The organism is Citrobacter sp. CK195 (assembly GCF_030333365.1).
GTDB lineage: Bacteria > Pseudomonadota > Gammaproteobacteria > Enterobacterales > Enterobacteriaceae > Citrobacter_B > Citrobacter_B koseri.
Map to the genome: position 1 here is coordinate 231,418 of NZ_JAOWGB010000017.1, position 25,481 is coordinate 256,898.

Annotated in this window: 22 protein-coding genes; 13 read left to right on the forward strand and 9 right to left on the reverse strand. The window is 51.3% G+C overall.

Annotated elements, in window-relative coordinates:
* Window positions 1-6: 6 nt before the first annotated feature.
* The 6 genes from OGX93_RS02095 (at window position 7) to OGX93_RS02120 (ending at window position 8,212) form a co-directional block, all read left to right on the forward strand.
* Window positions 7-2,406, forward strand: coding sequence for a tape measure protein (locus OGX93_RS02095; protein WP_286487757.1), 2,400 nt, complete (start codon window positions 7-9; stop codon window positions 2,404-2,406).
* The gene (locus OGX93_RS02100) at window positions 2,406-2,888 is read left to right on the forward strand and encodes a hypothetical protein (RefSeq protein ID WP_114647284.1); all 483 of its coding nucleotides are present in this window, start codon (window positions 2,406-2,408) and stop codon (window positions 2,886-2,888) included. The genes OGX93_RS02095 and OGX93_RS02100 overlap by 1 nt, the downstream gene beginning before the upstream one ends.
* A complete protein-coding gene (locus OGX93_RS22280) occupies window positions 2,872-3,342 on the forward strand; it encodes a hypothetical protein (RefSeq protein WP_114647285.1) in 471 nt (156 codons plus the stop codon). Before OGX93_RS02100 ends, OGX93_RS22280 begins: the two co-directional genes overlap by 17 nt.
* Window positions 3,342-3,734, forward strand: coding sequence for an NlpC/P60 family protein (locus tag OGX93_RS02110; RefSeq protein ID WP_286487758.1), 393 nt, complete (start codon window positions 3,342-3,344; stop codon window positions 3,732-3,734). Before OGX93_RS22280 ends, OGX93_RS02110 begins: the two co-directional genes overlap by 1 nt.
* Window positions 3,721-6,228 (forward strand): host specificity factor TipJ family phage tail protein, encoded by a 2,508-nt coding sequence (locus OGX93_RS02115; protein ID WP_286487759.1) that lies wholly within the window; start codon window positions 3,721-3,723, stop codon window positions 6,226-6,228. Before OGX93_RS02110 ends, OGX93_RS02115 begins: the two co-directional genes overlap by 14 nt.
* Window positions 6,229-6,292: 64 nt before the next feature.
* Complete coding sequence (locus tag OGX93_RS02120; RefSeq protein WP_286487760.1) at window positions 6,293-8,212, forward strand: tail fiber/spike domain-containing protein; 1,920 nt, start codon at window positions 6,293-6,295, stop codon at window positions 8,210-8,212.
* Between the two features lie 38 nt (window positions 8,213-8,250).
* Here the strand turns inward: OGX93_RS02120 and OGX93_RS02125 are convergent, their stop codons facing one another.
* The gene (locus OGX93_RS02125; RefSeq protein ID WP_286487761.1) at window positions 8,251-9,330 is read right to left on the reverse strand and encodes an acyltransferase family protein; all 1,080 of its coding nucleotides are present in this window, start codon (window positions 9,328-9,330) and stop codon (window positions 8,251-8,253) included.
* A gap of 352 nt (window positions 9,331-9,682) precedes the next feature.
* On the opposite strand from OGX93_RS02125, the gene OGX93_RS02130 reads away from it, so the two are divergent.
* From OGX93_RS02130 to OGX93_RS02140, 3 genes are all read left to right on the forward strand, one after another.
* On the forward strand, window positions 9,683-9,862 hold the full coding sequence (locus tag OGX93_RS02130; protein WP_286449679.1) for a hypothetical protein: 180 nt from the start codon (window positions 9,683-9,685) through the stop codon (window positions 9,860-9,862).
* Between the two features lie 317 nt (window positions 9,863-10,179).
* A complete protein-coding gene (locus tag OGX93_RS02135; protein ID WP_286487762.1) occupies window positions 10,180-10,599 on the forward strand; it encodes a translesion error-prone DNA polymerase V autoproteolytic subunit in 420 nt (139 codons plus the stop codon).
* 2 nt (window positions 10,600-10,601) lie between these two features.
* The gene (locus OGX93_RS02140) at window positions 10,602-11,867 is read left to right on the forward strand and encodes a Y-family DNA polymerase (protein WP_286487763.1); all 1,266 of its coding nucleotides are present in this window, start codon (window positions 10,602-10,604) and stop codon (window positions 11,865-11,867) included.
* 9 nt (window positions 11,868-11,876) lie between these two features.
* Here OGX93_RS02140 and OGX93_RS02145 read toward each other — a convergent pair whose 3' ends face one another.
* From OGX93_RS02145 to nhaB, 4 genes are all read right to left on the reverse strand, one after another.
* Window positions 11,877-12,530, reverse strand: a complete 654-nt coding sequence (locus OGX93_RS02145; protein ID WP_286487764.1) for an SOS response-associated peptidase — start codon at window positions 12,528-12,530, stop codon at window positions 11,877-11,879.
* 340 nt (window positions 12,531-12,870) lie between these two features.
* Window positions 12,871-13,212 (reverse strand): TehB family protein, encoded by a 342-nt coding sequence (locus tag OGX93_RS02150; RefSeq protein ID WP_047463267.1) that lies wholly within the window; start codon window positions 13,210-13,212, stop codon window positions 12,871-12,873.
* 109 nt (window positions 13,213-13,321) lie between these two features.
* Window positions 13,322-13,852, reverse strand: a complete 531-nt coding sequence (gene dsbB, locus OGX93_RS02155; RefSeq protein ID WP_024130271.1) for a disulfide bond formation protein DsbB — start codon at window positions 13,850-13,852, stop codon at window positions 13,322-13,324.
* Window positions 13,853-13,993: 141 nt separating this feature from the next.
* Entirely contained in the window at window positions 13,994-15,538 is a 1,545-nt protein-coding gene (nhaB, locus tag OGX93_RS02160) for a Na(+)/H(+) antiporter NhaB (RefSeq protein WP_286449249.1), read from the reverse strand.
* Between the two features lie 222 nt (window positions 15,539-15,760).
* Here nhaB and fadR point away from each other — a divergent pair, with 222 nt between their 5' ends.
* Window positions 15,761-16,480, forward strand: coding sequence for a fatty acid metabolism transcriptional regulator FadR (fadR, locus tag OGX93_RS02165; protein ID WP_024130272.1), 720 nt, complete (start codon window positions 15,761-15,763; stop codon window positions 16,478-16,480).
* A 300-nt stretch (window positions 16,481-16,780) separates the two neighbouring features.
* Here the strand turns inward: fadR and OGX93_RS02170 are convergent, their stop codons facing one another.
* A complete protein-coding gene (locus OGX93_RS02170) occupies window positions 16,781-18,313 on the reverse strand; it encodes a SpoVR family protein (protein ID WP_024130273.1) in 1,533 nt (510 codons plus the stop codon).
* A 322-nt stretch (window positions 18,314-18,635) separates the two neighbouring features.
* Here OGX93_RS02170 and OGX93_RS02175 point away from each other — a divergent pair, with 322 nt between their 5' ends.
* Window positions 18,636-19,934: a D-amino acid dehydrogenase gene (locus OGX93_RS02175; protein WP_012132085.1), complete on the forward strand. Its 1,299-nt coding sequence runs from the start codon at window positions 18,636-18,638 to the stop codon at window positions 19,932-19,934.
* 12 nt (window positions 19,935-19,946) lie between these two features.
* Window positions 19,947-21,017 carry a catabolic alanine racemase DadX gene (gene dadX / locus OGX93_RS02180; RefSeq protein ID WP_286449247.1) on the forward strand — a complete coding sequence of 357 codons (1,071 nt, stop codon included), beginning with the start codon at window positions 19,947-19,949 and terminating at the stop codon, window positions 21,015-21,017.
* Window positions 21,018-21,122: 105 nt separating this feature from the next.
* Here the strand turns inward: dadX and OGX93_RS02185 are convergent, their stop codons facing one another.
* A complete protein-coding gene (locus OGX93_RS02185; RefSeq protein WP_024130274.1) occupies window positions 21,123-22,856 on the reverse strand; it encodes a potassium/proton antiporter in 1,734 nt (577 codons plus the stop codon).
* A gap of 96 nt (window positions 22,857-22,952) precedes the next feature.
* The gene (ldcA, locus tag OGX93_RS02190) at window positions 22,953-23,867 is read right to left on the reverse strand and encodes a muramoyltetrapeptide carboxypeptidase (RefSeq protein WP_286449245.1); all 915 of its coding nucleotides are present in this window, start codon (window positions 23,865-23,867) and stop codon (window positions 22,953-22,955) included.
* Between the two features lie 100 nt (window positions 23,868-23,967).
* Between ldcA and emtA the strand changes: the two genes are divergently transcribed.
* The gene (gene emtA, locus OGX93_RS02195) at window positions 23,968-24,579 is read left to right on the forward strand and encodes a membrane-bound lytic murein transglycosylase EmtA (RefSeq protein WP_012132090.1); all 612 of its coding nucleotides are present in this window, start codon (window positions 23,968-23,970) and stop codon (window positions 24,577-24,579) included.
* Window positions 24,580-24,591: 12 nt separating this feature from the next.
* Here emtA and ycgR read toward each other — a convergent pair whose 3' ends face one another.
* Window positions 24,592-25,326, reverse strand: a complete 735-nt coding sequence (ycgR, locus tag OGX93_RS02200; RefSeq protein WP_047463290.1) for a flagellar brake protein YcgR — start codon at window positions 25,324-25,326, stop codon at window positions 24,592-24,594.
* Window positions 25,327-25,481 lie beyond the last annotated feature (155 nt).

Consider the following 25,481-nt stretch of genomic DNA (forward strand, 5'->3'; position numbering starts at 1 on the left):
GATAACATGGCTTCGGAAAACCTCGGCGATCTGTATTACGACGTAGATATTGAAACCGCGAAGATGGTAACCGGTAGCCGAAAAGCTTCCGATGTGCTTGATGAGATGTCGAAGAATGCCAACAAAGCTTCCGGCAACATCAACAAAACGAGCGGATCGCTTAATAAGTTGGGCAAAGATGCAAACTCAGCGGCCACATCAGCAGATAAGCTACAAACCAGCATCAATAAGATAGGCGCCGCAATAGCGGCATCGGTAGTTGCTGATTGGGGAAAGGCATTCCTTGTTGCTGCCGACAACATGTCGCAATTAAATGCACGGATTGAGCGTCTTACTGGCAGCTCGGCGGCGGCATCGCAAACGATGCAGAGTCTGATGAGAATAAGCTCATCAACTGGTGGGTCTCTTCAGGATACAGCGAAATTATGGGAATCCCTGAGCACAGCATTACGTGATACAGGAGCGACTAATGGGCAAGTTCTCCAGTTAACTGAGACGTTGCAAAAAATTGGGCGTATAGGCGGATCCTCATCTGAGGAAATGGCTAACGCTCTCCGTCAGTTCGGTCAGTCTATTTCATCTGGTGTAGTCAGGGCAGAGGAATTTAACTCCATTCTTGAACAGATGCCTGAACTGGCGCGCCAGATTGCCGCCGGAATGGGCGTTAGCATTGGCGAATTACGGCAGAGGATGCTGGAAGGTAAGCTGACTGCTGAAGATGCCTTAAATGCTATACAGAAGCAGACATCCTCTGTAAACGCAGAGTTCGACAAACTTCCACGGACGCTTTCGCAGGCCAATACTGCTTTCACTAACTCAGTGTTGAGCATGGTTGATTCAATTAACCAGGCGACAGGTGCAAGTACCGGGCTTGTTGCGGTTATTGATTCCGTCACTGCTGCGTTGGATCGTTTGATCGGAAAGTCTGCATCCGCTGCATCACAAATTTCAGACCTTACCAGCACAGCAGAAATGTTTGAACGCCGGGCCCGCACATGGGGATGGCTTGGTCTTGATGGATGGGAGGCGCAGAGTAAGGCGCTGGCCGGACTGAGCAACAGGGCAGCAATGCTGGTTGGTGATCTGGACGCTGTTACAAAAGCATCAGAGCAGGCCGCTAATACCAAACCCATTGAGATAAAAGCAACGGGGACTGGAAATAAACCAAAAGGTGGTAAATCTCAGGCTCAAAAAGATGCCGAACAATACGCCAGGTCGCAGGAAGAGATAACTCAGAAGCTAGAGGCAATGCGACAGAAAGCTGACTTGTCAGCAACAAGTGTTGGCGAATTGTCCCGCGCTCAGGCTGTGCTTAATGCCCAGCAATCGCTGGGTAAATCTGCGACTGAGCAGCAAATTGCTCTTGCAGGTGAATACGCCGCTAAAGCCTGGGATAATGCGAATGCACTTCGTGAACAGGCTAAAGCGGAAAAGGAAAGAGCCGAAGCCAGCAACAAATTCAATGCAATTCAGGGGCGCACCAGCAAAACAGCAGGTCTCGATAGTCAGTACCAGCGGGACATGGCAGACCTTAACCAATACGCTTTGCTTTACCCTCAGAAAATTGCAGAAGCTGAAGCGGCACGGGCAGCCATCGAACTGCAATATCGACAGCAGCGTTCTGCTGCGATGTTTGAAGAGTGGACACAACTTAACCTCGCTACGCAAATGGCTGGCGCTGCTTTTACGTCGTTTGGCAATAATGCCAGCAATGCGTTTACCGGCATTCTTGCTGGCAGCATGACTGCGCAGGAAGCTATTAATTCCCTTGTCAGCAATGCGCTGAACAGCGCAATCAATGCGGTTGTGCAGTGGGGGATAGACTGGGCTAAATCGGCTCTTATGGGACAGACAGCTACTGTTGCAGCGGTATCAGCTTCGACTGCTGCGCAGACAGCGGGGCTTGCCACTACGACATCAGCCAGTACGGCGTCCGCCGCAACAACAACAGCGGCCTGGACTCCTGCGGCTCTCGTCGCATCTATCGGGTCTTTCGGTGGTGCGGTCGCGATTGGTCTCGGTGCTCTGGTTGCGGCGCTGGCGGTTGGCAAAGGGCTGGCGGGGAAACGTAAGAACGGTGGGCCTGTATCGGCAGGAAGCATGTATCAGGTAGGCGAGGGCGGCATGCCTGAAATCTACCGGGCCAGCACCGGTAAGCAGTACATGATCCCCGGTGATAACGGGAAAGTCATCAGCAATAAGGATATGTCGTCGGGAGGTGGTTCTGGCGGTGTTGTGGTTAATGTGAATAACTACACGTCAGCAGACGTGCAGACGCAAAGCAGAAACGAAAACGGAACTCAGTATGTTGATGTGTTCATTCAGGATATGGAAACAGGTGGCCCGATGTCTTCTGCAATGCAAAGTACATTTGGCTTATCGCGGCAGGCAAACGGAGATCTGTAATGGCTGATGTTAAATACCCTCCGTTTCTTCCCCTTCCGCAGCGCGCGAACATGAACATGACGCAGGATACCAGCTTCCGGCAGAGTAATCCGGCTGTTGGTCCTGCTGTGTTCACACCTGTCACTACTGACCTGAAAACGACATGGAGTCTTAACTGGATTTTCACTCTTGCAGAAGCAGAGCGATTCAAGTCCTGGCTGCGATCGCCAAACTACTGCAATCGTGGTCAGGAATGGTTTGATATTCCTGTCGATTTGGGTGATACGCAGGGCGTGCAGGTTCAGGAAGTTCACTTCATAACTATGCCGGTACAGACCAGTAAAAACGGGAATACCGTTACCTGGTCTGCCGACATTATCTGCAATGAAATGTCCGATATCACGGAAGATTACGATGACTGGATCGTCAATGCTCAGCCGGGAATGGGCTGGTGGTACGACTTACTTGTGACGGAGATTCTGCCAGATGCCAACGTTACGTGAATGGAAGGAGAGGCGCCCGGCGTCTGACCTTAAGCAGACAGTGACGTTCAGTCATTCTGCTTTCGGCACCGATCGGTTGGTGAATAATCTCTTTCAGTCAGCTCAGTTTGGTGGAAATTCATATCAGCCAACCCGCTTTGCGTTCACAGAACCTGCTCAGGATGGCACGACGACACTTAACGCTACGATAACCTTCGCTGCTTTGTCTCAGGATATCAAGTCTCGGCTTAAGTCCTGGCGTGGAGCAGCCAGAATGGAACCGATACTGTTCCGGTATGATATCTGGGACAATATTGGCGACATGACTCCTCTAAAAACGTACTCAATGTACGTTCGTGACGTCGCCGCTGCGGCTGAAAACGTCTCTGTTACTGTCGGCATGACAAACCCGTTAAGTGTTGCCACGCCGATTATCTACACCGTTCAGGATTACCCAGGGCTGAGCAATATCTGATGAATGCAACCGATTTTATTCGGAAGGTTAATCACCTGCCGTGGATTGACCGTGCCTGTAGTTTCGATGCGGTGGATTGCTGGGGGCTGGTGGTTCTCTACTATCGCCATGTTCTCGGTGTTGAGATACATCAGACGCCGGACTACGAAGCCGGGAAAGACTTCATTACCTGCTATGAAGGTGATCGTGTGTTCTGGCATCCGGGATTGCGTGCTTCCGGGAATATCGCTGTTTTCTACCGTGGTGATAACCCCGATCACATTGGCATAGTCATTGACGGTAATCGTTGCCTGCACTCTCGTGGTATGGGCGAAGGAGTACGCATCGACCCGCTACCGGTACTTGAAAGGGTATTCACCAGAACGGAGTTTCTTCAGTATGGCAACATTTGAAATTCAGCGTCTGCCTGGTGCGCCTAAGCAGCGCGGCCGCCTTGAGCCAGGTCAACGCATGATCGACTGGCTTGATAGTCAGAAATTGCACAGCAATGTGATTGTTAAGCTGAACGGGAAAGAGCTGAATGACGAATTTGATATCGGATACCGGTTAAAAGTCGACGATCACCTGTCTGTGTTCGATCAGCCCCAAAACATGGGCGGACTGAAAGATATCATTAAATTGTCTGCACCGTGGGAAGCATTGAACCCGATTCGCCTTACAAAAAAAGGGATGGCTGCGTTGCAGAAATTCCTGGTCGGTGATGTTAAAAAATCACCGTCTGTTGCGACTGGAGAGTCACCAAATAACGATTTAACCGGGCAGACGAACGTCGCTCGCCTGTACAAAGGGCGCCCGAATATTTACGGCCAGGTTCGCGCATATCCTGACCTGATTCAGGAGTCCCTTTTCGAGTACATCGATAACAAAAAATATGTCACCGAGTTCATGGGAATTGGGTATGGGCGTTATGACATCTCATCCGTCCGCTACTCAGAATCGTCGCTTATTGCAATGGCCGGAGCCAGTTACCAGATTTACCAGCCAGGTGAGGTAATTGGCACGATTAACGAGGGATATGCTTTCGATGATGTTGACGGTCAGGAACTCGACGGGCCGGATAAAGCGACCGGTGAAATAGTTCAGCAGGCAACGACAAACAGCATTGTTGAAGGTATTTATGCCGGCGGACAGATCTCTGTCAGATTAGTAAAAAACAACGATTTTGATTATTTTTTCGATGCAGTTAAGCCACTTGATGTGACGTTTATTCTTAACGTAACGTATAACACCGCATCGGGAACAGTCACAAAAAACATTACTGTAAATGGCACGCTAATCAGTGCAACGCTCACAGACGACGGCGCGATTATAGATCCGGTGCAATGGTACACATTTGTCTTTAATGACCTTACCGGCGCAGACATCAATGAAACGCCAGCCACAGCGACGATTAACACCACATACTTTCAGATAACGCAGTACGAAAGCCTTGCCGTAGGCCCGTTCTTTGCCGCGGTAGAGTCAACCTATCTCTGGATCCACATGTCCGCGAACCAGGCGAACGGGAAAAAGGGACCTGTGTTGCTCACATGGTGGAAAGTCGATGACGATAACAACATCATCCCCGGCACGCAGCAGTCAATGCAGGTGAATGTTAATAACAACACCGGGTACTACGATTATGTGTATTACACATACAAAATTCAGCCAGCAGCAGGAAAAGGGCGGTATGCGTTTACTGCAAGGCGACTGAATAATGCTGCCAACGATAACACAGTTTATCTGCTTGCGGCCCATTCGATAAATATCAGACAGAACGTTGTTTATCCGGCTGACACGCTCGTTAAGCTAACAGTAATGGAGACTGAGAACGCCTCCGGCATTAAAGAACGCAAGTACAATCTGCTGGCCCAGCGCCGGGTCATTTCATACAACCGCACCACAGGTGAAGTGGATTACACACTGCGTGCGTCACGGTCGTTCGCTGATGCTGTTTTGCATGAGTGGGTGATGGTTGCGAAGCAGGACGTTAACCGGCTTGACCTGCCGACGCTGTACGCAATTGCAGACAGCCTTGGTGACGAGCGGTTAGGGTATTTCGATTACACCTTCTCTGATGCGAAACAGTCCCTCGGTGCGCGCATTCAGACAATCTGCAACGCTGCCCGCGTGGACATCGACTGGATAGGAGACATGCTGACGTTCTGGCGAGACGAGAAAGTGGATGCTCCGGCGGCGGTATTCGGGCGCAGTAATATGTTCTGGGACGAGTTCAGGATGGGGTACTCGATGAGTCTCCCGAATGGATATGATGGAATAACCCTGGACTACACAGACCCGCGCACAAACAAGAAGGCCTACATCTACCTCTCTGTTTCAACTGATGGGATAAGTGAAGTTCCGGCATCGACAGAGAACGCGATGACGATAAGTCTGGCCGGATGCCGCAATGAATTGCAGGCGCTCAACCGGGCGTATCTGGAAGCAAATCGTCTTGTACATTCACGCCTGAGTATGACTGTGAAAGTGTTCGAAACCACACAGGTTGTGCGCGGCGCCGTGATCCAGTGCCCTGATATGTACGACAACGAGCAGCAAACCGGTTATCTGAAAGGGCGCGCTGGCGATGTATTCCAGACATCAGAACGGCTAACGTTTTCCGGCGATATGTGGGTGGTTATGACGGACAGTCTGGGGAATTATCAGGGACGTTACCGGGCTTATCCTGTCGACGGAAATCCTAAAGCATTCTCGGCAGCGGCCGAGGCGTTCGAACTGAATATCTATGACGGGAGAACCGTGCAGACCCCATCGCGCTACTTTCTGGCAAGCAGCGAAGAGCTTAATTCAACGCTCTGGCGGGTAGAGTCGTCAAAACCCAATGGCGATGACACCCAAACTCTTTCTGTCGTTGAGTATGGCGACAGTATTTACCTGAACGACTAACCTGCATTTAACAATCCTGCTTCGGGTATATCCCGTGGCTCCCTTGCGCCTGTAAGAGAGAAATATGGCTAATTCATATCAGAATATCCCTGTTCCTACCCCAACACAGAACCCCGTACCGAGTGCAGACATCCGCGACCATGTGTTTGCCGGTTCTAAACTTGATGAGTTCGTGACATCACTTGCGATTCAGTATATCGATCGCTTTGGTAAGGCTCACTACACAATTGAAGGCCTGAAGCAACTTGTTCTACAGCAGATCTACAATCTGGGCTGGAACCCTGTCGGGACATTTCAGGGCGGGGCGGTTATTAATTCCGCCGGTGACATCATTCAGGATGAAGAGACAGGTGCCTGGTATCGCTGGGATGATCTCACGACCCTACCTAAAACAGTTCCGTCAGGCTCTACGCCTGAGTCATCTGGTGGTACTGGAGAAGGGAAGTGGTTAGCAGTCGATGTCAGTGATGTTCTGCGCAAAGATCTGGCGTTGACGACTGGTGCGGGGATGGTCGGGGCGTTTGATTCTGACGGGAATCAAACCACTGTTCAGGAGGCGATGAATCATTATCGAGAGACAACTATTAAAGACCAGCTCGATGTGATGTTAACAACATCCGCAATGGGTGCTGCTGGTGATGGCCTTACTGATGACACCGTAGCGATACAGTTGGCTATTGATACGCTTGCGGCAATGACTAAGCGCGGTACGTTATATATCGACGGAAGATGCAAGGTATCAACTTTAACTGTTCCATCATCATTAAGCATCACGATAAAAGGAAATAATCCATCTGGAGCAAGCTATTCAAAATCAGCATTGATCAGTACGCTAACAGACACCCCGTTATTGATAATCAAATCAAATACTCCTGTAGTTACAGGAATTCAGTTTTATGGGGCAAGCAACAGCGTAAACGGAGGAATTGACACAACTCAAACAGCAATAGTCTTAGCTCCTGGTATTGAGAATGCATATAACTGTGATGGTTATATTTATGATAACTGTTTCCTGTATTTTAATAAATGCATTGACCTTAAGGGAAGGAATTTAAAAGCATTTGGGAATATTTTCTCAAACTCCCTAGTAGGTATAGGTGTTACTGAAACAGGGGTGCCTGATTTCAGAGGACTGGATGTGCAACACAACAGATTCCACTTTATGACGACATCCTCTGACGATTCCAGTACCGCTGGAAATGCCAGTATATTTATTTACCCACCAACAAATTTTTCGGCTGTTAATATTAGTAATAACTATTCTGATGGCTGCAAGTGGCTTTTTCGTGGCATGCTCGCTTGGGGAAATATTTCTAATAATTATCTTAGCGCTCAACAATCCGGTGCAGTATATCACTATACAACTGGCAATACGATTGGAGGAATATACCAAAGAGCTACTATTTCAGATAATACCATCATTGGCACTAATGTTTCTTCCCCCAATGGAAATACAGACATGATTTATGTCATGGATAATTGGGGTGTTGACATTGTAGGAAATAAAATAAGCAACGCACACCGTAGGGCTATCTATAATCTCTCTTCAAATGCAAGGATTATAGGTAATTCAATATATAATGCAGCATGGATTACAGGTGGATATCCTTATGTTGAAACATCAGGGCAAAACTCAATATTGGCTAACAATCATTTGGTGCATACTGGTGCTGGTGGTGCAGCCCCATCCTGTGGGTATAAGTTAAATAGTTTCACGCAAGTATCAGGTAATACAGCAACAGTTGGGTTTGGCGGTATAGAATGGGACACCTCAGAAAGGGGTAACACATTGATATATGGTAAAATGGATGTCTACGCCCTCCCGTCTGAAGAGTGGAAAAGTGCTGCGCCAACTTCTGGAAGGTATATATCTGGATCAAAGGTATGGAACACATCTCCATCACCAGGCGGGATTCTTGGGTGGGTATGTGTTTCATCTGGTACGCCAGGGACATGGAAATCATTTGGCGGAATTGCATCTTAATTAAAAGTTGTAATGGAGGGGTTCCCCCCTCCAATTTCTTAATTTTCTTTAAAGTATTTCACTTTCATGCTCAAGAAAGGTCTTTCAATTGTATAATAGGTGAAAAATGAAAATATTATTACAGCTGGCAATAAGTATAGTGCTGTATCTTTTACTCGATCTGCGATTACTGTCCCCGCCCAGCCCATCTTAACAATTGTCCATGCTACTGGCAGATGAAGCAGATACATAGAATAACTTACCATGCCAATCTTACCTATAATCTTACTCAACCAGTTAAGTCTAGAGAATGGAACCGTTATATACATGTACAGGAAAGATACCCATAACACCCCCTCTATCGTGTAACCGGTAACCCCTATGAAGAATCTTGACTTCTCCATTCCTAAATATATAGTCAATAAAGCAAGGGATGAAATAAGTGAAACGTATCTAACAGCGCCTGGCATTCTTAACATAAATCCTTTTACATATAAGTATCCAGCAATTATACCAATTAGAAATTGGTCAATTCTCCCGATTATAGTGCTATAAAAGTTAGGCGCATACCCCTCTCCTTTTAACGCTATTACTCCGAACCTTATAGACATGAATGTAATAATGAGGGAAAGGATGTATACTGGTCCATAACGTTTCAAAAATAATGCGAGAAAAGAGAATATAAGATAGAATTGAAACTCAACTGCTATAGTCCATATCACACCAACTGGAAAAAACTGCTCACCCCATCCAGGTCTGTCTGTTCCAGTATTGAGTTGCAGAAATAAAAGCCTCAATATATCTATAGGGCCAACGTCTTTTTTTCCGACACATAGAATAACAAAGAAGACTACTGTCAATAGAGGGAATATCCTCAGTACTCTATTCTTTATAAACATCCAATAGTTAATTTCTTTTCTGCCAGCGTCACTTATCACTGTGAATAAAAAGCCAGAAAGCACTAAAAATAAAGACACACCAGTAGAGCCTTGATTAATCCATAGCTTTATCGTGTCTTTTAAATCAATACCCCAATTCTCAGCGGGAAGAACACGCCCCTTGAAATGGAAAAAAGCTACGATGCTTATCGCATAAAAGCGAAGGTGATCAAGTCTTTTTAAATATATATTGTTGTACATTTCTCTACCATAAATTATTTGTTAACGATGATGATAGTATCACAATATACTGATTATCCACCTGTTTGTTTTCTTGACTTCTGTCAAAAAACGTTACCTATGAGTACGCTTCTGGCGTTACTTTATGGGGCCGAACAGGGCTTAGCCCGGATGGCATGTGACGCAGGTCTACGATGGGAGTGCGAAGATTAAAACTACGCCAATCCATCTGCATCTCAATTGCTATATATCCGTAATTAATGTATGGATTTTTGCAAGCAAGGATCTGTATGATGGTGTTACGTGATGGCGTTCTTCCATTACCTTTATGTAATGTGTATGATTCCGCCTCTAATGTCATGGGGGGGAGGGTATGATAGCTAATTTTTATAAAACAGTGATAAGAATTGCCGCAGTGATCTGTGCATATTCAATCATTGTTAATTTGTTTGATTTGGATTTGCCATTACGCGGCTCTATGTTCATGGATATAGCATTTATGCTAGTTTGGATATTTAGTGAGATTCAATGGAAAAAAGAAGCTAAAAATTAAATTTGCGATTTTAACGCATCGTATTTTAATCATAGTCTAATGAATGGCTTTTTACATAACATCTTTCAGATAGATTTGTTAGCAGACATAGCTTAATGATAGCCCGATGTTTAGGTGCTGCCGCAAGAACACAGCGGCAGTCAGTTGGCGAGCGTTGATATGTTGCCAACTGCTGACTTCCCAACTGACTAACCCCCCATAAAACTAAATTTCACATCTCACCAGTCACTTACTGTTTCATTCACTCTTAGGGGCTTGATTGCTGCCACTGATGCAATAATACTGTCTATTTATACAGTATCATTAAGGTGATTATCATGCAGTTTTTCACGCCTATAGAACTACGCCAGATAGTGTCGCTACCGATGTTTAGTGACCTTGTTCCATGCGGGTTTCCTTCGCCAGCCGCAGATTACGTTGAGTCGCGTATAGACCTTAACGAATTGCTGGTGAGGCACCCAAGCGCGACGTATTTCGTGAAGGCCACAGGAGATTCTATGCGTGATGCTGGAATCGGCGAAGGCGATTTGTTGGTAGTCGACAGTTCACGAAAAGCAGGGCATGGGGACATTGTCATTGCAGCGGTCGGCGGTGAGTTCACAGTCAAGCGCCTGTTGCTGCATCCTGCTGTCATGCTCAAGCCTGAAAACTCTGTGTATAAGCCAATCATGATTGGTAGTGAAGACAATCTGGAGGTTTTCGGCGTCGTAACCTACATCGTGAAGTCTGCTGGATGAGTATGTTTGCGCTCGTGGATGTGAACTGCTTTTATGCGAGCTGTGAAACGGTATTCAGGCCAGACCTCAAAGGAAGGTCGGTAGTCGTTCTCTCTAACAACGATGGCTGTGTCATTGCGCGTTCGGCAGCAGCGAAGCCCTTTGTGAAAATGGGGGAGCCCTATTTCAAACAAAAAGAGACTTTTCGCCGTCACGGCATCGTCGCGTTCTCCAGTAACTATGAGCTTTACGCTGATATGTCGAATCGCGTAATGACAACGCTGGAAGAAATGAGTCCTCGCGTCGAAATTTACAGCATAGACGAGGCATTTTGCGATCTTACTGGTGTGAGAAACTGCCGTGACCTTACTGAGTTTGGCCGGGAGATCCGCACCACAGTATTACAGCGTACACATCTCACCGTCGGTGTCGGTATTGCGCAGACAAAAACCCTCGCGAAACTGGCTAACTATGCGGCAAAGAAGTGGCAACGACAGACAGGCGGCGTTGTTGATTTATCGAACGTAGACCGGCAGCGTAAACTTTTAGCTGCGCTGCCAGTTGGAGAGGTGTGGGGTATAGGGCGACGCATCTCTAAAAAGCTGGAGGGGATGGGAATCAAAACTGCTCTTGACCTGGCTGACACCGATATCCGGTTTATCAGGAAGCATTTCCATGTTGTGCTCGAAAGAACGGTACGCGAGCTGCGTGGTGAGCCGTGTCTGGAACTGGAAGAGTTTGCACCTGTAAAGCAGGAAATCGTCTGCTCACGCTCCTTCAGTGGCCGTATCACTGCTTACGAAGAGATGCGCCAGGCGATATGCAACTACGCATCACGCGCAGCGGAAAAGTTACGGGGCGAGCATCAGTATTGCCGGTTTATCTCAGCGTTCGTCAAAACGTCTCCTTTTGCGCTCAATGAACCATATTACGGCAACAGCGCATCGGTTAAGCTACTGACACCGACGCAAGACAGCCGGGACATCATAGCAGCGGCCACACGGTGCCTTGATGCCATCTGGAAAGACGGACACCGATACCAGAAAGCAGGAGTAATGTTGGGAGACTTCTTCAGCCAGGGTGTCGCACAGCTTAACCTGTTTGATGACAATGCACCGCGCGCCGGCAGCGAGAAGCTGATGGAAGTGCTGGATCAACTCAATGCCAAAGGCGGGAGAGGGACGCTGTATTTTGCAGGACAGGGCATCCAGCAGCAGTGGGCGATGAAACGAGAAATGCTTTCACCGCGGTATACAACAAGGTTTTCAGATCTACTGCGTGTTAAGTGACAGGCTCGATCAACTCCGCCCCTGATTTTTCACATTGCCAACGGCGCGCGTCACGGCGTGCCAGATAAATTTATCTGCCGGCACTGCCCCGTCTGCTGCTATCTCTCCGGCTTCCTTTCCGCCAATATCCTGCCGCATCCATTCTCGCGCTGCTTCAGGTGACAGAACGAGAGGACGCCGATCGTGAATGTCTACCAGACCTTTATCGGCTGCAGCGGTGACAATCAGGAATCCTTCGGCATCATCACCGCGTTCGAACGGTATGCTGCCGATCGCCGCCATGAATATTGGCTGGCCGTCAGCCCGGTGGATGAAGTATGGTTGCTTCTTGTCGCCTTCCTTCTTCCACTCAAACCAACCATCCGCAAACACGATAGCCCGGCCATGCTGCCACAGGGGCTTGAACATTCTGCTGGTGGCCGCAGTCTCAACGCGCGCGTTAATCAGCGGTGGCTTATCCCACCATCCGGGCGCATATCCCCAGATCACCGGGTCCAGATGCAATTGCTCGTCACGTTCACTGAGTAGCAGAACTTTGGTACCGGGCGCCACGTTGTACCGGCCTATAGGTTCAGGGTCATATGCGATATCACGATCGGCTTCGTCGGCCAGATATGCCAGGTATTCTTCGCGGGTCCGTGCTTGGGCAAAGCGTCCACACATAGGAAACCTCCAGTCTTCAGACTGAAAGTATAGGGCAGGGAGAAAAAGTGGTGCGCACCGGTAATGATTTAAAAGGAGTCTGTAAAATATCCTGGAAGAGGGGAAACGGGAATTGATGAATTCCGAATTTGAATGGAAAGGTGATGAATGGGGCATGGGTGGGGCAAAAAATTAGCGCAAAACAACTCAAAACCTGTGAAGGTGGTGATTCATCTTGCGCTAACACTCTGCTTTATGACTGCTTTCTGTTCACTTCGACGCACAATGATTTAATAGTGCCGCCTATCTTAAACAAACCTTCATGGGCGGACTGAACCGCCCATTGTTCAGCAAGCGTTAATTACGCTTTTTTCGCCTGATACATTTCATCACCGTGGTTGTCGTCTTCAACCCAGAAATTGATATTGAATTGCGCATCGTCGCTTAATTCGATGCGGTGCCAGTATTGCGGCGGACTGGTCGCAAACTGACCGGCGTTAATGACCACTTTGAGTTCAGGTTCTTTGGCGTCTTCGTTAGCGAAACCGTAGTAAGTGACCGTGCCTTCCATCACGCAGAGTTGCCCAAAGACACCCGCAGCGGTGTTATGGTGGGAGAGCAGTGCGGCTGGCACATTCTCTTTGGTGAAGAAGGGAGTGGAACGTTTAATTTTCCAGTTTGCCGGGATGCGTAAATGGGACATAAGGCGTCTCCTTGTGGGGGCATCTATAAGATGCATTTAATATACATCTTATAGATGCCCGGAAGCAACGCCGTCAGGTGAAAAAAAACGCTCCCGAAGGAGCGTTCTGTTATCGACTAAAGAGATCGCGTCTTTTCGGCTTAAACGGTTGAGCAATCAACACCAGGATCGCGATCGCCAGATACGCCGCAAAAATCCCCAACAGCCACTGCGGCATCTCCAGGGTTAAAAACGACCACTGACGCTCGGCGCAGTCGCCGGAAGCCAGGAAGACCTGCGGCAGCCATTTATCCAGCGGCAGCCACGTCGGGAAGCGCGCAGCAAAATCACAGGTCATGAACGGCGAAGGATGAAGCTGGATCATCGTGTGTTCATAGGCCAACTGCAACCCGCGCCAGGCGCTGTAAATCCAGATCGCTATCGCCACATAACGCAGCGGCGTTTTAGGGGCGACAGCGCCAACCAGACCCGCGCCCATCACGCCGAATAACGCGCTACGTTCGTAAATACATAGCACGCAAGGTTTGAGCAGCATGACGTGCTGGAACCACAGCGCTACCATTTCGAGCGCAAAGGCAGTTAACGCCATCAGTAACCACGCGCCCCGACCCCGTGAGCACTGGTTTAAAAATCGCAACATAATTATTTCCCTGCAACATGCGTAGACACCGCAGTGTAAACCAATTCAATTTATGCGCCAGTAGTGGGAAATGAAATAAAGTATAATCGGATAATTATCATGCAAAAAGTCAAACCGGGCAGTGATTTGCCCGGTTTGATGTTATGAGAATGTAGCTAACCAGCCAGATTGCGTCATCCACTCCGTGATGGGGGTGAGGGTAAACTCGACGCAGAGTAAACCAACGAGGGTGAGCACCAGCGTGTATGGCAACGCCATCCAGACCATACGGCCATAAGAGAGACGAATCAGCGGCGCCAGCGCAGAGGTGAGCAGGAACAAAAATGCCGCCTGGCCGTTTGGCGTCGCTACGGACGGCAAATTGGTGCCGGTGTTGATCGCTACCGCCAGCAGTTCGTACTGTTTCATGCTGATTGCGCCGCTTTCCATAGCCGCTTTGGCCTCATTGATGTAAATCGTCCCGACGAACACGTTATCGGAAATGGACGACAGCAGGCCATTGAAGAGGTAGAACAGCGTTAACTGCGCATGTTCGGAAGCCTGTAAAACGAACTGGATGATCGGGGCGAAAAGATGCTGATCGATAATGACCGCCACGATGGAGAAGAAAACCGTCAACAGCGCGGTAAACGGCAAGGACTCAGTAAATGCTTTGCCAATCGCGTGTTCATCGGTGACGCCGGTGAGTGACGTGGCCAGAATAATGACCGACAGGCCAATTAAGCCCACTTCCGCCAGATGCAGCGCCAGCGCCGTCACCAGCCAGACGCCGATAATCGCCTGTACAAACAGATTGAGTTTGTCCTGGCGTGTACGACGTTGACGGCTTTGATCGTCGAACTCCTGCAAAATATGACGCACTTTCTCCGGCAGCGTTTCACCATAGCCAAACCAGCGCAGCTTCTCGACCAGCACGCAGGTGAGCAGCCCGCAAATTAGCACCGGAACCGTCACCGGCGACATGCGCAGGAAGAAATCGCCGAAATGCCAGCCCGCCGCTTTGGCGATAATCAGGTTCTGCGGTTCACCGACCATCGTCATGACGCCGCCCAGCGCGGTGCCTACGCCCGCATGCATCATCAGGCTGCGCAAGAAACCGCGAAACTGTTCCAGCACCGCTTTACTGTTCTGGTCGAGGTGGTCGTCATCCTGGAGATCGTTCTCTTCGCCGCGCGCAGAGGCGACGCGATGATAAATGCCATAAAAGCCGACCGCGACGCTGATGACCACCGCGACAACGGTCAGGGCATCAAGGAAAGCGGACAGGAAGGCGGCAGCCATACAAAATGCGAGCGACAGCAGCATCTTGGAATGAATGCTAAGCAGCAGGCGGGTAAAAATGAACAGCAGCAACTGCTTCATAAAGTAGATGCCTGCGACCATGAACATCAGCAGCAGCAGCACTTCGAGGTTGGCGGCAACCTCTTCGCGCACATGCGCTGCGCTGGTCATCCCAATGATGACCGCTTCAATCGCCAGTAATCCGCCTGGCAGCAGGGGATAGCACTTCAGCGCCATCGCCAGCGTGAAAATAAATTCAGCGACCAGCAGCCAGCCCGCTACAAATGGGTTGATGAAGAAAATCAGTGGATTAGCAATTAAAAAAGCGATTAATGCAAGTTTATACCAGTCAGGCGACTGGCCCAGAAAGTTGCGCCAGAATGCGCGACCCCAGGAGAGCTCCATGGCAGTTTCCCTTACCTGTAAATGTGAGAATCATGTTTTTATGTTTAGGCGCAAAGCTTAGCGGCCAGGGTAAAAGCAGGCAAGTCCTTAACGTGATGGCGCGGCGTTATCCAGAAAATGAAGCCTTGATCCCCTTTTTCTTCATCCTGTCCGCTATCAGCCATGAAACCCGTCTGGTATGATGAGTGTAACTATGTTTTGCTGTGTAATGGAAATCTCACTATGGTCATTAAGGCGCAGAGCCCGGCGGGTTTCGCGGAAGAGTACATCATTGAAAGTATCTGGAATAACCGCTTCCCACCTGGCACTATTTTGCCTGCTGAACGTGAACTCTCCGAACTTATCGGAGTGACGCGCACCACGTTACGCGAAGTATTGCAGCGCCTGGCGCGAGACGGCTGGTTGACGATTCAACACGGCAAACCGACAAAGGTGAACAATTTCTGGGAAACGTCCGGGCTGAATATTCTTGAAACGCTCGCGCGTCTTGATCATGAAAGCGTGCCGCAACTGATTGATAATCTGCTGTCGGTGCGAACCAATATCTCCACGATTTTTATCCGCACCGCGTTTCGTCAGCATCCTGATAAGGCGCAGGAGGTACTGGCGACGGCGAATGAAGTGGCCGACTACGCCGATGCATTCGCAGAGCTGGATTACAACATTTTCCGCGGTCTGGCGTTTGCCTCCGGTAATCCGATTTACGGTCTGATCCTGAACGGGATGAAAGGGCTGTATACCCGCATTGGTCGTCACTATTTCGCCAACCCGGAAGCCCGGAGCCTGGCGCTCGGTTTCTACCATAAGCTGTCATCGCTTTGCGAACAGGGCGCGCATGACCAGGTGTACGAAACGGTACGCCGTTACGGTCATGACAGCGGTGAGATTTGGCATCGTATGCAGAAGAATTTGCCAGGCGATTTGGCCATTCAGGGCCGCTAATCGTTATACGCCGGATGGCGCTTCGCTTATCCGGCCTACGGTGGTGTGCTGTTTGTTCGCGCCGGATGGCGCTCCGCTTATCCGGCCTACGGTGGTGTGCTGTTTGTTCGCGCCGGATGGCGCTTCGCTTATCCGGCCTACGGTGGTGTGCTGTTTGTTTGCGCCGGATGGCGCTTCGCTTATCCGGCCTACGGTGGTGTGCTGATTGTTTGTGCCGGATGGCGCTTTGCTTATCCGGCCTACGGTGATGTGCTGTTTGTAGGCCGGATAAGGTGTTTACACCGCCATCCGGCAATTAAACTACAGGCTGTTCATTCTCGGCGGACACCGCTCCAGCAGCTCAACGCTGCCATCCTCATTCTGCTGCTCCAGCATGACATCAAACCCCCACAGGCGATGCACATGTTTCAGCACCTCTTTACGTCCCTTATCCAGCGGCGCGCGGTTGTGAGGAATATAGCGTAGCGTCAAAGAGCGATCGCCGCGTAAATCCACATTCCAGATCTGAATATTCGGCTCCAGATTGCTCAGGTTGTACTGTGACGAAAGCCGATTGCGGATCTCGCGATAACCTTCCTCATTGTGAATGGCCGAAATTTCCAGATAATTGTGCCGGTCGTCGTCCAGCACGGTAAAGAAACGGAAATCACGCATCACTTTCGGCGACAGGAACTGGCTGATAAAGCTCTCGTCTTTAAAATCACGCATCGCGAAATGCAGGGTTTCCAGCCAGTCTGAACCGGCGATATCCGGGAACCAGTATTTGTCTTCTTCCGTTGGCGACTGGCAAATGCGTTTGATGTCCTGGAACATCGCGAAGCCAAGCGCATAAGGGTTAATTCCGCTATACCACGGGCTGTTGTAAGGCGGCTGGAACACCACATTGGTGTGGCTGTGTAAAAACTCCAGCATAAAGCGTTCGGTCACTTTACCTTCATCGTAAAGATGATTCAGGATGGTGTAGTGCCAGAACGTCGCCCAGCCTTCGTTCATCACCTGCGTCTGTTTTTGCGGATAGAAATACTGGCTGACCTTGCGCACGATGCGCAGGATCTCGCGCTGCCATGACTCCAGCAACGGCGCGTTCTTTTCCATAAAGTAGAGCAGGTTTTCCTGCGGTTCAGACGGGTAACGCCGCGTTTCGGCGACGGCTTTCTCTTCCTCTTTCTTCGGCAGAGTACGCCACAGCATATTCACCTGGCTTTGCAGATACTCTTCGCGACTTTTCTGCCGGGCTTTCTCCTCCTGCAACGAAATTTTTTGCGGGCGTTTGTAGCGATCGACGCCATAGTTCATCAGCGCATGGCAGGAATCCAGCAGCTTTTCAACTTCGTCCACGCCATAGCGTTCTTCGCATTCGGTAATGTAATTACGGGCAAAGATCAGGTAATCGACAATCGAACTGGCGTCAGTCCAGCTGCGGAACAGGTAGTTATTCTTGAAGAAAGAGTTATGCCCATAGCACGCGTGCGCCATCACCAGCGCCTGCATAGTAATGGTGTTCTCTTCCATCAGATAAGCGATACACGGGTTGGAGTTAATGACGATTTCATAGGCCAGCCCTTGCTGACCATGCTTATACAGGCGCTCGGTTTCAATGAATTTTTTGCCAAACGACCAGTGAGGATAGTTGATCGGCATCCCGACGCTGGAATAGGCATCCATCATCTGCTCAGAGGTGATCACCTCGATTTGGTGCGGATAGGTATCCAGTTTGTAGAGTTTCGCGACGCGGTCAATCTCCGCCAGATAGACATCCAGCAGATCAAACGTCCAGTCGGGTCCATCGCTCAAACGTGTGCTGTCCTTGTTCATGGAATCAATCGTAGCCATTCGCGCACCCTCATTGTTGGCGGCACTCTCTGTCTGGAGCACCTCATTTCAAGCATAGAACACCGTGTTAAAAAACGTGCTGATGAAGAAAATTTTTCTTTGCGATTTCGCAGCGCCGGCACGCCAGAAAATGGCATGGCTGCAATATTTTATGCTGGATAAAAATGACGCGCAGCAGGAGATGCCAAAGCAGAGAGATCCCTGACAGCAGAGGCAGATGTGAGGTGTGTCACCATAAAAAAGCCATATGTTGAATAATATTTTCAGCTGAGTTATCAAGATGTAATTAGAAGATTGTTCTTTTACTGTTAACGGAGTGGCTATGCGAGTTGTCATACTGGGAAGTGGTGTCGTTGGCGTAACCAGCGCCTGGTATCTGTGTCAGGCTGGGCATGACGTCACCGTCATCGATCGTGAACCTGGCCCGGCGCTGGAAACCAGCGCGGCGAATGCCGGACAAATTTCTCCGGGCTATGCCGCGCCGTGGGCGGCGCCGGGTGTACCGCTGAAGGCCATCAAGTGGATGTTCCAGCGCCATGCGCCGCTGGCTGTTCGCCTGGACGGGACGCAGTTTCAGTTGAAGTGGATGTGGCAAATGTTGCGTAACTGCGACACCCGCCATTACATGGAGAACAAAGGGCGCATGGTGCGTCTGGCGGAGTACAGCCGTGATTGCCTGAAAGCGCTGCGCGCCTCAACCGGCATTCAGTATGAAGGGCGTCAGGGCGGAACATTGCAGTTATTCCGTACCGCGCAACAGTATGAGAACGCCACCCGCGATATCGCCGTTCTGGAAGATGCCGGCGTACCGTATCAGCTACTGGAATCCAGCCGTCTGGCGGAGGTTGAACCTGCGCTGGCGGAAGTGGCGCACAAGCTGACCGGCGGCCTGCGTTTGCCCAATGATGAAACCGGAGATTGCCAGCTGTTCACTCAGCGCCTGGCGCAGATGGCGGAACAGGCGGGCGTGACGTTTCGCTTCAACACGCCGGTGGAAAAACTGCTGTACGAAGGTGAACAAATTTACGGCGTGAAGTGCGGGGATGACATCATCAAAGCCGATGCTTACGTGATGGCGTTTGGCTCTTACTCGACGGCGATGCTCAAAGGGATCGTCGATATTCCGGTCTATCCGCTTAAAGGTTATTCGCTGACGATTCCGGTCGCACAGGACGATGGCGCGCCAGTTTCGACTATCCTTGATGAAACCTACAAAATCGCCATTACCCGTTTTGATAAGCGCATTCGCGTGGGGGGAATGGCGGAAATTGTCGGCTTTAACACTGAATTATTACAACCGCGTCGTGAAACGCTGGAGATGGTCGTACGCGATCTCTTCCCGCGCGGAGGGCATGTGGAACAAGCCACGTTCTGGACCGGGCTGCGGCCAATGACCCCGGATGGTACGCCGGTGATCGGACGGACGCGCTTCAAAAACCTGTGGCTGAACACCGGGCATGGGACGCTGGGCTGGACAATGGCCTGCGGTTCAGGGCAATTACTGAGCGATATTCTTTCAGGTCGAACACCTGCTATTCCTTATGACGACCTGAGCGTAGCGCGGTACAGCCCTGGTTTTACGCCGTCACGACCCCGGCATCTTCATGGCGCGCATAACTAATAAGGAAGCGAGATGACCCGCCCTATACTGGCCAGCCTTGACCTGCAGGCGATGAAACAAAATCTTGGCATTGTGCGCCAGGCCGCCCCGGACGCTCGCGTCTGGTCGGTGGTGAAAGCCAATGCCTACGGACATGGTATCGAGCGTATCTGGACGGCGTTGGGGGCGACCGACGGCTTTGCCATGCTCAATCTCGAAGAGGCGATTACGCTGCGAGAGCGGGGATGGAAAGGGCCGATCTTAATGCTGGAAGGGTTCTTCCATGCCGACGAGCTGGCCATATATGACACATACCGTCTGACGACCTGCATACACAGCAACTGGCAGCTTAAAGTGTTGCAAAACGCACGCCTGAACGCGCCGCTGGATGTTTATCTCAAAGTGAATAGCGGCATGAACCGGCTGGGTTTTTTACCCGAGCGGGTACAGACCGTCTGGCAGCAACTGCGGGCGCTGCCGAATGTGGGCGAAATGACGTTAATGTCGCACTTTGCCGATGCTGAGCACCCGGAAGGGATCGACCAGGCGATGACGAAAATCGCCCATGCGACGGAAGGGCTTGAATGCCGTCGCTCGCTGTCGAATTCAGCGGCTACGCTGTGGCATCCTGAAGCCCATTTTGACTGGGTGCGCCCCGGAATTATTCTGTATGGCGCATCGCCGTCAGGGCAGTGGCGGGATATCGCCAATACCGGGCTGAAACCGGTTATGACCCTGAGCAGCCAGATTATTGGCGTACAGACGCTGAAAGCGGGCGATCGGGTCGGGTATGGCGGACGCTATACCGCGACCCAGGAGCAGCGCATCGGGATTGTGGCGGTGGGCTACGCGGATGGTTATCCCCGTCATGCGCCAAACGGCACGCCAGTGCTGGTGGACGGTGTGCGTACCGGAACGGTTGGCACCGTGTCGATGGATATGCTGGCGGTGGATCTGACGCCGTGTCCGCAGGCGGGTATCGGTACGTCTGTGGAACTGTGGGGGAAAGAGATCAAGATTGATGATGTCGCCTCTGCGGCGGGAACGGTGGGGTATGAACTGATGTGCGCGCTGGCGCCGCGTGTTCCGGTTGTGACGGCGTAACTTTTTTGTGGCGCCGTAGGATGGCGCCAGTGCTTATCCGGCCTACAGAAGGCAGAGTGTAGGCCGGATAAGGCGTGTCAACGCCGCCATCCGGCAGCGTCTCCATTATTCCATTTCATCCCCCGCGACGCGAACCCCGACCTTACGCACGGCGTTGTCTTCTTTCTCTGCGACCGTCCAGATCATGCCGGCAAACTCCACCTGGTCGCCCACAACCGGCGCGGCACCCAGCAACTGCTGCACGATTTCCCCCAGCGTCTGCTGTTTATCGCGATATTCCGTTCCCTCGTCCAGGCCGTAAATCAGGGCGACGTCAGCAAATTTCGCATTGGCTTCGAGAATAAAATCGCCGAAAAAACGCTGATCCAGCGCGACCGGCGGCGACTGGCTGAACAGTTTTCCCAGCGCCGGAAGGTCGCGCTCACGTCCAATAACGCACAGAACGTCGCCTTCGCGTAAACGGGTGCTTCCGGTCGGATGGAACAGCACGTTGTCGCGAAACAGGGCGGCGATGCGGGTCTCCTGCGGCATGTGCAGATCGCGCAGCGCGGCGCCGACGCACCACTTATCTTCACTCAACTGGTAGACAAACTGCTCCCAGGGGTTTTCCGGGTGAATATCCAGCCCGATACGCGAAACCGGCCAGCCGACGGGAGGCACCACCACTTTGGCTTTTTTGGCCGCCCAGGTCAGGGACGTTCCCTGGAACAGCAGCGATATCAGCACCACAAAGAATGCGACATTAAAAAACAGTCGGGCATTCTCCAGCCCGGCCATCATCGGGAAAACCGCCAGGATAATGGGTACGGCGCCACGCAGCCCCACCCAACTGATGAAGATCCGCTCACGCAGATTAAAGCCCCGAAACGGCAGCAGGCCCGCGAAAACGGAGAGCGGGCGAGCCACCAGAATCATCCAGACCGACAGCACCAGCGCCGGAACGGCGATAGGCAGCAGATCGGATGGCGTAACGAGCAGTCCGAGCACGAGGAACATGGCGATTTGCGCCAGCCAGGCCAGGCCGTCAAAGTTTTGCAGGATGCCAAACCGGTTGCGGATAGGGCGGTTGCCCAGCAGGAATCCACACAGGTAAACGGCCAGAATGCCGCTGCCTTCCAGCGCGGTGGTTACGGCGAAAACGAGAATTCCCCCGCTCAGCGCCAGCAGCGGATATAACCCGGTGGGTAAGGCAATCCGGTTAATCATTTGCTGAAGCAGATATCCGCCGCCTAACCCCAGCATGATCCCCAGTCCAAACTGCTGGATGATATCGAGCACGAAAAGCCAGCTCAGGCCGGTCTCATGTTTCTGAATCATCTCTATCAGCGTGATGGTCAGGAACACCGCCATCGGGTCGTTACTCCCGGATTCGATTTCCAGCGTCGAACCGACGCGTTCGTTAAGCCCTTTACCGCCCAGCAGAGAAAAAACGGCAGCCGCATCCGTTGAACCGACGATGGCGCCAATCAGCAGCCCTTCAATGAGATCCAAATGAAAGAGCCAGGCGGCCATCATGCCGGTGAGACCGGAGGTAATCAGTACCCCTACCGTCGCGAGCGAGAGCGCCGGGCCCAGGGCGACGCGAAAGGAGCTGGCCTGGGTACGCATCCCGCCATCCAGCAGAATAATTGCCAGCGCGAGGTTACTCACCATGTACGCGAAAGGATAATTATCAAACGGGATACCGCCAACGCCATCAACACCCGCGAGCATGCCAATCGCGAGAAAGATAACCAGAATAGGGATGCCAAGACGAGATGAGAATGAACTTAATAAGATACTACAGGTTACGAGGACTGAACCTAAAATGAAAAGACTAATAATGGCTGCGGCATCCAACGTTATGTTACTCCTGAATTACGCTGTTTCTAATAATAAACCCTAACATAATAACGACAGAAACAGCGTTTTACTTAGCCCAGGCGACGGCTTTTTTTATGATTTGAGGACAGGATGGCCGGAGAGTGTGAGTTGGCTGCCATTTTCGCCATTTTTTAGCACCGCGTGGGCGCCGAGCGGCAGCGTAACGGTGCATTGCTCATGACCAAAATCCAGACCGGTCACGACGGGGATGGAGAGACGGGAACGCAGAAACGCGTAAACCGCGTCAAGATCGTAACCGGCATCGTAATCATTCGGCGCGCTACCGCTGAAACTGCCCAATATCAGCGCGTTCTGCCGGGACAGAATCCCCGCGTGATACAGTTGCAGAAGCATTCGCTCAACGCGGAAAGGATGCTCGTTAATATCCTCCAGCACCAGTACGCCATTTTCAATGGCGGGCATCCACGGGGTGCCGATAAGGGAGATCAGCATGGCCAGATTGCCGCCCCACAGCGTGCCTTCCGTTTCACATGTCGGGCCGTTACCTTGCCACTCCACCGTGAACTGCGCGTTGCACAAGGCCCGCCAGAAATGGCGCTCGGTGAAGGTGTTCATCTCCTCCGCGCCGAAATTCGCCGCCAGCATGGGGCCGCTAAACGTTATCACCTTGCCCAGCGCCAGCAGGGCGGACTGAATCACCGTAAAATCGCTGTGGCCGCAGATCAGCAGCGGGTTCGCCTGCTGCCGTGCGATGAGCGCCTGCCAGTCAATGCTCTCCAGCAGACGACTGGCGCCGTAACCGCCGCGAACCGGCATCACAATGGTATCGGGCGTCGTCAGGCGGGCGAGGCCGTTAACATCCGCCAGACGCTCGGCGTCTGAACCGGCAAAACGCTGGTCACGGCGGCCAATGACGGCGGCGTTATCCACCTGGTGGCCGGATTCGATCAGCCGTTGTACGCCGCGTAAAGCCGCTTGCTGATTGATGCAGTAACCCGATGGGGCGATTAAGTGAAACAGGGACATGGCAATTCCTTGCTGACATCTAAAACCAAATGTATATCATGCCGATTGAGCATGTCGTTGTCACTCGCAGCGGCGAATTCCGGCTATAAGGATAGATGACGTGAAATTGAGATGGTTTGCTTTTTTGGTTGTATTGCTGGCGGGCTGTAGTTCAAAGCAGGATTACAAGAATCCGCCCTGGAACGCCGAAGTCCCGGTTAAACGGGCAATGCAGTGGATGCCGATAAGTGAAAAAGCCGGGGAAGCCTGGGGCGTCAGCCCGCGTCTGATTACCGCGATCATCGCGATTGAATCGGGCGGTAATCCGACGGTGGTCAGTAAATCCGGGGCGGTTGGGTTAATGCAACTGAAGGCCTCGACATCCGGGCGCGATGTTTATCGTCATATGGGCTGGAGCGGCGAACCGTCGACCAGCGAACTGAAAAACCCGGAGCGGAATATCTCAATGGGGACGGCGTACCTGAGTATTCTGGAACACGGGTCGCTGGCCGGTATTAACGATCCGCAGGTGATGCAGTACGCGCTGGTGGTCTCTTATGCCAATGGCGCGGGCGCGCTGCTGCGCACGTTCTCTTCCGATCGCAAAAAAGCGATTGAGAAAATCAACGATCTGAGCGCGGATGAGTTTTTCGAGCACGTTGCCAAAAATCATCCTGCGCCACAGGCGCCGCGTTATATCTGGAAACTCCAGCAAGCGCTGGATGCGATGTAACCCGCACGGGGGTTATTCACGCACCTTATTGGATTTTTCCCGCGCTTCCCGTTCAAGAGAGAAAATAATCCGCTGTAATTCCCGCTCCACCGCCGGGCTGACGTTGAGAAAACGAAAGCTCAGGCGGGGAGTGGTAATCGTCTCATTTTTACCGTCAATCACTCTGCGTTCGCTGATGGAAATAAGCTGGGCGTCAAAGTGGAAAACGCCCCATTGCCCCATGTTCAGCTCAATTTGCGAAAAGCGCATGCCTTCGGTTAATCCGGCGGGTTTTGTCGCTTCCAGCAATGCGCCCATGCCGCCCAGCGAGAGATCGAACAAGCGAAAACGTAGCGTGTTGTCGTCCGGCATTTTCGCCTGGCAGTAGTAGGGGGGATGCAAAGGCGCGGAAATACGGAAATACTCCCGGCGCTGAACGAACCACAGCTCGGGCGGCAGCGCGGTAATAAATGCCGGAAGCTGCTGGTATTCGCCGCGGGTGAGCTGATCCAGCGTGAACTCCACTTTCGCGCCCTGCGTTTCTGCGGTAATGGTTATCTGTCTGGCGCGCTGAACGGCGATGTTTTCATAGTCCTGGCTGCCGAAATCCATCACCAGTTTTTCCGCGTTAACGTCCAGAATCTTACTGATGAACTGCCCCCCGGCCCAGGAGATGCGTAGCGGCACCTGGCTCTTGTTTAAATCTTTGAGTACGCCTAATACCGCCAACGGGTTTTGCTTCAGGAACTGCTCACTGTAGTGACTCACGCGTAATGACTCCTGGATGCCTGACAGATTATCGTTTGGTTATCGGCATGGCATGACGGAACTTAAGACAAATGGGTGAAATTTTTATCAACGCCAGCGCATAACGTCGCAGGATGAAAAGCATGGCCGGTTGATTTGCCTATACTTAAGGGACT

What these genes read in the sequence shown, in the direction of transcription:
- OGX93_RS02095 (WP_286487757.1), top strand. Translation starts at nt 7, where the DNA reads ATGGCTTCGGAAAACCTCGGCGATCTGTATTACGACGTAGATATTGAA.
- OGX93_RS02100 (WP_114647284.1), top strand. Translation starts at nt 2,406, where the DNA reads ATGGCTGATGTTAAATACCCTCCGTTTCTTCCCCTTCCGCAGCGCGCG.
- OGX93_RS22280 (WP_114647285.1), top strand. Translation starts at nt 2,872, where the DNA reads ATGCCAACGTTACGTGAATGGAAGGAGAGGCGCCCGGCGTCTGACCTT.
- OGX93_RS02110 (WP_286487758.1), top strand. Translation starts at nt 3,342, where the DNA reads ATGAATGCAACCGATTTTATTCGGAAGGTTAATCACCTGCCGTGGATT.
- OGX93_RS02115 (WP_286487759.1), top strand. Translation starts at nt 3,721, where the DNA reads ATGGCAACATTTGAAATTCAGCGTCTGCCTGGTGCGCCTAAGCAGCGC.
- OGX93_RS02120 (WP_286487760.1), top strand. Translation starts at nt 6,293, where the DNA reads ATGGCTAATTCATATCAGAATATCCCTGTTCCTACCCCAACACAGAAC.
- OGX93_RS02125 (WP_286487761.1), bottom strand. Translation starts at nt 9,330, where the DNA reads ATGTACAACAATATATATTTAAAAAGACTTGATCACCTTCGCTTTTAT.
- OGX93_RS02130 (WP_286449679.1), top strand. Translation starts at nt 9,683, where the DNA reads ATGATAGCTAATTTTTATAAAACAGTGATAAGAATTGCCGCAGTGATC.
- OGX93_RS02135 (WP_286487762.1), top strand. Translation starts at nt 10,180, where the DNA reads ATGCAGTTTTTCACGCCTATAGAACTACGCCAGATAGTGTCGCTACCG.
- OGX93_RS02140 (WP_286487763.1), top strand. Translation starts at nt 10,602, where the DNA reads ATGTTTGCGCTCGTGGATGTGAACTGCTTTTATGCGAGCTGTGAAACG.
- OGX93_RS02145 (WP_286487764.1), bottom strand. Translation starts at nt 12,530, where the DNA reads ATGTGTGGACGCTTTGCCCAAGCACGGACCCGCGAAGAATACCTGGCA.
- OGX93_RS02150 (WP_047463267.1), bottom strand. Translation starts at nt 13,212, where the DNA reads ATGTCCCATTTACGCATCCCGGCAAACTGGAAAATTAAACGTTCCACT.
- dsbB (WP_024130271.1), bottom strand. Translation starts at nt 13,852, where the DNA reads ATGTTGCGATTTTTAAACCAGTGCTCACGGGGTCGGGGCGCGTGGTTA.
- nhaB (WP_286449249.1), bottom strand. Translation starts at nt 15,538, where the DNA reads ATGGAGCTCTCCTGGGGTCGCGCATTCTGGCGCAACTTTCTGGGCCAG.
- fadR (WP_024130272.1), top strand. Translation starts at nt 15,761, where the DNA reads ATGGTCATTAAGGCGCAGAGCCCGGCGGGTTTCGCGGAAGAGTACATC.
- OGX93_RS02170 (WP_024130273.1), bottom strand. Translation starts at nt 18,313, where the DNA reads ATGGCTACGATTGATTCCATGAACAAGGACAGCACACGTTTGAGCGAT.
- OGX93_RS02175 (WP_012132085.1), top strand. Translation starts at nt 18,636, where the DNA reads ATGCGAGTTGTCATACTGGGAAGTGGTGTCGTTGGCGTAACCAGCGCC.
- dadX (WP_286449247.1), top strand. Translation starts at nt 19,947, where the DNA reads ATGACCCGCCCTATACTGGCCAGCCTTGACCTGCAGGCGATGAAACAA.
- ldcA (WP_286449245.1), bottom strand. Translation starts at nt 23,867, where the DNA reads ATGTCCCTGTTTCACTTAATCGCCCCATCGGGTTACTGCATCAATCAG.